6 protein-coding genes are annotated in these 6320 nt (G+C 67.9%); 1 reads left to right on the forward strand and 5 read right to left on the reverse strand.

Features of this window, described 5'->3' with window-relative positions; translation table 11 throughout:
• The 3 genes from KBZ04_RS13300 to mgtE form a co-directional block, all read right to left on the reverse strand.
• Positions 1 to 626 (reverse strand): putative 2OG-Fe(II) oxygenase (locus tag KBZ04_RS13300; protein ID WP_254992386.1); only part of this gene is annotated, 626 nt, incomplete at its 3' end.
• Between the two features lie 46 nt (positions 627 to 672).
• Positions 673 to 1707, reverse strand: coding sequence for an RpoD/SigA family RNA polymerase sigma factor (locus KBZ04_RS13305; protein ID WP_409995983.1), 1035 nt, complete (start codon positions 1705 to 1707; stop codon positions 673 to 675).
• A gap of 77 nt (positions 1708 to 1784) precedes the next feature.
• The gene (mgtE, locus tag KBZ04_RS13310; RefSeq protein WP_254944470.1) at positions 1785 to 3161 is read right to left on the reverse strand and encodes a magnesium transporter; all 1377 of its coding nucleotides are present in this window, start codon (positions 3159 to 3161) and stop codon (positions 1785 to 1787) included.
• Positions 3162 to 3240: 79 nt separating this feature from the next.
• Between mgtE and KBZ04_RS13315 the strand changes: the two genes are divergently transcribed.
• Positions 3241 to 3720, forward strand: a complete 480-nt coding sequence (locus KBZ04_RS13315; RefSeq protein WP_254992387.1) for a glutathione peroxidase — start codon at positions 3241 to 3243, stop codon at positions 3718 to 3720.
• Between the two features lie 14 nt (positions 3721 to 3734).
• Here the strand turns inward: KBZ04_RS13315 and KBZ04_RS13320 are convergent, their stop codons facing one another.
• Complete coding sequence (locus tag KBZ04_RS13320; RefSeq protein WP_254992388.1) at positions 3735 to 4070, reverse strand: SH3 domain-containing protein; 336 nt, start codon at positions 4068 to 4070, stop codon at positions 3735 to 3737.
• On the reverse strand, positions 4070 to 6034 hold the full coding sequence (gene gyrB / locus KBZ04_RS13325; protein WP_254992389.1) for a DNA topoisomerase (ATP-hydrolyzing) subunit B: 1965 nt from the start codon (positions 6032 to 6034) through the stop codon (positions 4070 to 4072). Before gyrB ends, KBZ04_RS13320 begins: the two co-directional genes overlap by 1 nt.
• Positions 6035 to 6320: the final 286 nt, after the last annotated feature.

A 6320-nucleotide genomic window follows, 5' to 3' on the forward strand; every position in this document is an offset into this window, starting at 1 on the left:
AAGGCGATTGACCAGCGCTCCCCTTCGCCGCGGAAGGGAGGCACCGAGTGGGGTTGCCAGGCCGGAAACACATAGAAATCACCGGGCACCGGCAGCACGTAGTGGGCCATGCCGGTGCGGAAGCTCTGGATATGCCATTCCTCCGGGCCATGGAAACAGAGCTGGCCGTCGAAGCGCTCCGCATTGATCTGGGGCGGCACCTGCAGGAACAGCACGCCGGAGAAGCTGCCTCCGTGGGTGTGGGTGGGGTTGTAGTCGCCGGCTCGCTGGGCATTGAGCCAGAGGTCGATCATCTGCAGGCCATAGCGGCCCTGCGTCCAGGGACCCCGGCCCTGGGGGGGCTGCTGGTCGATCACGTGGCGGATCCAGCGCTCACAGGCCGGCAGGATCACCGAGCGACAGAGTTCGGCGGCGGCGGGATGGTCGGGCCCCAGCTCCCGCTGCTGGGACAGCTGACCGGCCAGCTTGACCGACGCATCCGGACTTCGTTCGGGCTGGGCAAGCACGGCGCGGGCCATGGCCAGCAGGTCGGCCAGCTGGGCTGGGGGTAACTGGCCCTGCAGCAGATAGCGAGGAAAGAGGCTGACCACCTCCATGGTGGGCTCTTCCGGGGGCGTGCCGACCATGGAAGTGGAGGGGGCGTGCAGGCCCCAAGCCTCGCAAACGGCGGGATCAGATCGCCACGTAGGCCTCGACGGCGTCGCTGAGGCGGCGCAGGCCGGCCAGGCCGTCGCGCTCCAGGTTGCGCACCCGGTCGCGGCTGATGCCCAGGATGCGGCCGATGCCGGTGAGGCTCATCGGCTCCTCGCCGTCGATGCCAAAGCGCATCTTCAGCACGCGGCCCTGCAGGTCCGGCAGCTGCTCCAGCAGGGCCCGCAGGTCCCCTTTGAGGCACTCGCCATCCACCAGCTCGGACGGCAGCAGGTCGTCTCCGGCCAGCAGATCCAGCAGCTCGGTGTCCTCACCGTCGCCCACCTTCGTCTCCAGGCTCACCGGCTGGCGGGCGCGGCAGAGCAGATCCTTCACTTCCTCTTCGGGGAGTTCCACCGCCACGGCCAGCTCGCTGAGGGTGGGGGTGCGGCCCAGCTCCTGGCTCAGCTCCCGCTGGCCCTTCTTGAGCTTGTTGAGGGTTTCGGTGATGTGGATCGGCAGCCGGATCGTGCGGCTCTTCTCGGCGATCGCCCGGGTGATGCCCTGGCGGATCCACCAGTAGGCGTAGGTGGAGAACTTGTAACCGCGGGTGGGGTCGAACTTCTCGACGCCCCGCACCAGGCCGATCGTGCCCTCCTGGATCAGGTCGAGCAGCTCCATGTTCCGCTTGGTGTACTTCTTGGCCACGCTCACCACCAGGCGCAGGTTGGCCGCCACCATCCGCTCCTTGGCGCGGCGGCCGGCGTGCAGGCGCTTGCGGAGCACCTCGGGGCGCAGGCCCACCGCCACCGCCAGTTCCTGCTGGCTCGGATCGCTGCCCCCGGAACGCATCTTCAGCTCTTCACGGATCTCCTCGAGGGCCATCAGCTCCTGCACCTGGCGGCCCAGGGTGATTTCCTGCTCATGGCTGAGCAGCGGCACCCGGCCGATGTCCCGCAGGTAAGAGCGGACCAGATCGCCATCCACCGGGGGCATGGAACGGCTCGGGACGGCGCGGACCGCCGCCTGGACAGTGACGGGAGTCGACGGCTGGGCAACGGCGAAGGCGACGACCATGGATCCGATCCATAACTGTCTGTAAAGCGTAACATCACGAAGTGTGAACTCCTCTCAGAAACCGCCGATCCGCCGGATCACCCCATTCCCAGCCTTGGCAGCAACAGCTGGGCGGTCTTGAGGTAGATGAAAACGCCGGCCACGTCCGTGGCCGTGGTGATGAACGGGGCCGACATCAGGGCCGGATCCAGGCCGAGGCGGTCGAACAGCAGGGGCAGGGCCGCCCCTGCGGTGGCGGCCAGGGTGGTGATCGCCACCAGGCTGATACCGGCCGAGGTCGCCACCAGGGCACTGCCCCCCATGGTCCAGGCCCAGGGCACCACCACCACCGCCAGCAGACCACCCAGCAGCGCGCCGGCCACCAGCTCCCGGCCGATGGTGCGCCAGGGCCCCAGGGACTGCAGCCGCTGGGTGCTCAGGCCCCGGATGACCACGGTGGAACTCTGGGCCCCGACGTTGCCACCGGTGCCGATCAGCAGCGGAATGAAGGCCGCCAGCAGCACCACCTGCTTCAGCACCAGCTGCTCGGAGGCGATCACGGCCGAGGTGCCGGTGTTCGCCACCAGCAGCACCAGCAGCCACACCACCCGGCGACGGGCCACGGTGAACAGGTTGCTGCGGAAGTAGTCGTCCTCATCGCCGGCCTGCACGGCGCCGGCGGCGTAAAGGTCACGGGTGGCCTCCTGCTGGATGACGTCGATGACGTCGTCCACGGTGACGATCCCCACCAGCCGCTGCTCCCGGTCCACCACCGGCACGGCCAGGAAGTCGTAGCGCTGGATCACCCGGGCCACCTCCTCCTGGTCCGTGTCGGTGGCGACGCTCATCACCTCCCGCGTCATCACATCCCCCAGCCGGTCCTCCGGATCCGCCGTCACCAGATCTCGCAGCGAGAGCATGCCGCTGAGGTGGCGCGAGGCGTCGGTCACATAAAGGCTGTAGATCGTCTCGGTGTCGCGGGCGCGGCGGCGAACGATGTCGAGGGCCTGCTGGGCGCTGTGGAATTCCTTGAGGTCGATGAACTCGGTGGTCATCAGGCGCCCGGCTGTTTCAGCCTCGTAGCCCAGCATCTGGGCCGTGACCCGCCGCTCCGCCGGGGAGAGCTCCGCCAGCAGCCGCCGCACCACCTTGGCCGGCAGTTCATCGAAGAGCCGCACCCGGTCGTCCGGGGACATCTCCTCGACCAGTTCCAGCACCTCGCCGGAGCGCAGGCGCTCCAGCAGGCTCTGCTGCACCGAGCCATCGAGGTATTCGTAAACCTCGATGGCCTCGTTCTTCGGCAGCAGCCGGAAGGCAAGCGCCTGCAGCGTGCGCGGCAGGGTGCCGATCGCCTCGGCGGAATCCACCGCCTGCACAGGCTGCAGCAGCAGTTTGGCGCCGTCGTAGTTGCCCGCCTGCAGCAGTCCCTCCAACTGGCGGGCCACCACCTCGGCGACGGCGGAGGCCTCAGCCATGGCTCCTCGCATGCCGGTGGATACGAGTGTATGGGCTGAGCCGCTAGGGTCCGCGGCGAACATCCCTTCCCAGGAAACCATGGCCGTGAACGTGAGCGACGTGGTGGTGCGCACCGCCGCTGGCGAGGAGCGCCGGCTCGGGGCGTGGGCCGGCCAGGTGCTGCTGATCGTCAACGTGGCCAGCCGCTGCGGCTTCACCCGCCAGTACACCGGCCTGCAGGCCCTGCAGGACCGCTTCGGCCCCCAGGGGTTCGCCGTCCTCGGCTTCCCCTGCAACGACTTCGGCGCCCAGGAGCCGGGGACCCTCGAGGAGATCCAGCAGTTCTGCTCCACCACCTACGGCGTGGGCTTCGAACTGTTCGACAAGGTGCATGCCACCGGCTCCAAGACGGCGCCCTACGACACCCTCACCCAGGCCGAACCCGCCGGCGATGTGGCCTGGAACTTCGAGAAGTTCCTGATCGGCAAGGACGGCACCGTGGTGGCCCGCTTCAAGAGCGCCGTGGAACCGGACGGGGCTGACCTGGTTGCTGCGATCGAGCAGGCGCTGGCCGCCTGAGTGTCGGCGGCAGCTCAGCCCACCAGCCAGCCACGGCTGGCCCGCCCGGCTGCCGTCGATGCTTCCACCTGGAGCCAGCGGCGGCCGCCGGGCTCCATCCACTCCCTCAGGACCCGCAGCGGGGCTCCGGCTTCTGGACGCGCCAGCACGGGCGCCTGGCAGCGGGGGGCGCAGTGGAGCCCGAGGGTGCCGTTGCTGAGCAGGGGCTCGGCCTGGCGCTCGCGGCGCCTGACCTCCGGCAGGCGCCGATCACCACCGCCGGCGGGCAGGGCCGCCGGGGCCAGCAGGGCGAACCCGAGCAGGGCGGCCCAGCGCCAGGCCGGCACCGGCATCGGATGGCGTGGGGTCATCAGATGTCGAGCTGGGCGAAATCCAGCTCGGCGCTGTGGGTCTCGATGAATTCCCGCCTCGGCGCCACCTTGTCGCCCATCAGGATCGTGAAGATGCGGTCGGCCTCGAGGGCATCCTCGATTTCCACCCGTTTCATCATGCGGGTCTCCGGATCCATGGTGGTTTCCCAGAGCTGCTTGGGCATCATTTCGCCCAGGCCCTTGAAGCGCTGGATGTTGTAGTTGGCCTTCTCGCCAAAGCCAGAGAGCACCTTCTTGAGCTCGTTTTCGTTGTAGCAGTAGTTGTGGTTCTTGCCGCGCTCCACCTTGTACAGCGGTGGGCAGGCGATGTAGATGTAGCCACCCTCCACCAGGGCCTTCTGGTAGCGGTAGAAGAAGGTGAGCAGCAGGGTGCGGATGTGGGCGCCGTCCACGTCGGCATCGGTCATGATGACGATGCGGTGGTAGCGGAGGTTCTTCTCCTCGAAGTCCTCGCCTTTGATGCCCAGTCCAAGGGCCGTGATCAGGGCCTGGATCTCGGTGTTCTTGTAGATCTTGGCGTCGTCGGTCTTCTCGATGTTGAGGATTTTGCCCCGCAGGGGCAGGATGGCCTGAAAGCGGCGGTCGCGGCCCTGTTTGGCGGAGCCACCGGCCGAATCCCCCTCCACGATGTAGATCTCCGATTCGCTCGGGTCGCGGGAGCTGCAGTCGGCCAGCTTGCCGGGCAGGGTGGAACTCTCCAGCACCGACTTACGCCTGACCAGCTCCCTCGCCCGGCGGGCGGCTTCGGCGGCGTTGAAGGCCTGGATGGCCTTCTCCAGGATCAGGTCGATCACCTGGGGGTTGAACTCCAGGTATTCGCCCAGGGCCTCACCCACCGTCGTGTCGACGATGCCGCGCACCTCGGTGTTGCCCAGCTTGGTCTTGGTCTGGCCTTCGAATTCCGGCTCGGGCACCTTCACCGAGAGCACGGCCGTGAGACCCTCACGGATGTTCTCGCCGGCCAGGTTGGTGTCGGCGTCCTTGCGCTTGCCACGCTTCTTGGCGAAGGTGTTCAGGGTGCGGGTGAGCACCGTCTTGAGGCCCTCGATGTGGGTGCCGCCATCCACGGTGCGGATGTTGTTGGCGAAGCCCAGGATGCTGTCCGAGTAGGCATCCACGCACCACTGCAGGGCCGCCTCCACCTGGACGCCGTCCTTGGTGGCATTCACATAGATGATCTCGGCATGCAGAGGATCCTTCTCCGCATTCATGTAGGCGACGTACTCCTTGATGCCGCCTTCGTAGTGATAGACCTCCTCATGGGCCTCACCGGCGGCGTTGGTGGCGGCGGGGCGCTCATCGCGGAAGACGATGCGGACGCCGCCGTTGAGATAGGCGAGCTCCCGCAGACGGGCCGAAAGGGTGTGGTAATCGAACGCGATCCCACCACTGAAGATCTCGAGGTCGGGCAGGAAGCGCACCGCGGTGCCGGTGCCGGTGCCGGCGTCCGGGGCGTCCTCGGAGACGAGGGTGCCGATGGGCAGGCCGCGCTCGAACCGCTGGCGGTGGACCTGCCCCTGGCGGTGGACGGTCACCTCCACCCACTCGCTGAGGGCATTCACCACCGAAATGCCGACACCGTGCAAGCCTCCGGAAACCTTGTAACCGCCGCTGCCGAACTTGCCGCCGGCGTGGAGCACGGTGAGCACCGTCTCCAGGGCGCTGCGGCCGGTGCGGGGATGGATGTCGGTAGGGATGCCACGGCCGTTATCGGTGACGCTGGCGGAGCCATCCGCGTGCAGGGTCACCACGATCGCGTCGCAGTGGCCGGCCAGGGCCTCGTCCACCGAGTTGTCGACCACCTCGTAAACGAGATGGTGCAGACCCCGGGGGCCGGTGGTGCCGATGTACATGCCCGGCCGTTTGCGCACCGGCTCCAGGCCTTCCAGCACCTGAATCTGTTCGGCGCCGTAGGCCGCTTCGACTTTGATGGCGTCGCTCATTCAGAAAAGGGCTCCCCAGGGGGCTGACAAGGGCGGCGAATCCCAGGGGCGGTGGGGCGGCAATGGGGCGAAGCGGCTCCGAAAGGACGCTGCGCAAAGGCCAATCTACCACCGCCGTCCCATAGAGCCCCAGAGACGCCTCTGGGAATCGATTTGCGACAGGGGTGCAATCACCCCACGATCCCACCTCCGGCAGGATGGCCCGATCCCCCTGTCGCGCCCGGCCTGCGGCCGCCGCTCCCGACCCCCGTGGTGTCCCTCCCCGGCGCCGATTTCCCCCTGGTGA

This window comes from Cyanobium sp. N5-Cardenillas (genome assembly GCF_024345515.1).
GTDB lineage: Bacteria > Cyanobacteriota > Cyanobacteriia > PCC-6307 > Cyanobiaceae > Cyanobium.

What these genes read in the sequence shown, in the direction of transcription:
- KBZ04_RS13305 (WP_409995983.1), bottom strand. Translation starts at nt 1,707, where the DNA reads ATGGTCGTCGCCTTCGCCGTTGCCCAGCCGTCGACTCCCGTCACTGTC.
- KBZ04_RS13315 (WP_254992387.1), top strand. Translation starts at nt 3,241, where the DNA reads ATGGCCGTGAACGTGAGCGACGTGGTGGTGCGCACCGCCGCTGGCGAG.
- KBZ04_RS13320 (WP_254992388.1), bottom strand. Translation starts at nt 4,070, where the DNA reads ATGACCCCACGCCATCCGATGCCGGTGCCGGCCTGGCGCTGGGCCGCC.
- gyrB (WP_254992389.1), bottom strand. Translation starts at nt 6,034, where the DNA reads ATGAGCGACGCCATCAAAGTCGAAGCGGCCTACGGCGCCGAACAGATT.
- mgtE (WP_254944470.1), bottom strand. Translation starts at nt 3,161, where the DNA reads ATGGCTGAGGCCTCCGCCGTCGCCGAGGTGGTGGCCCGCCAGTTGGAG.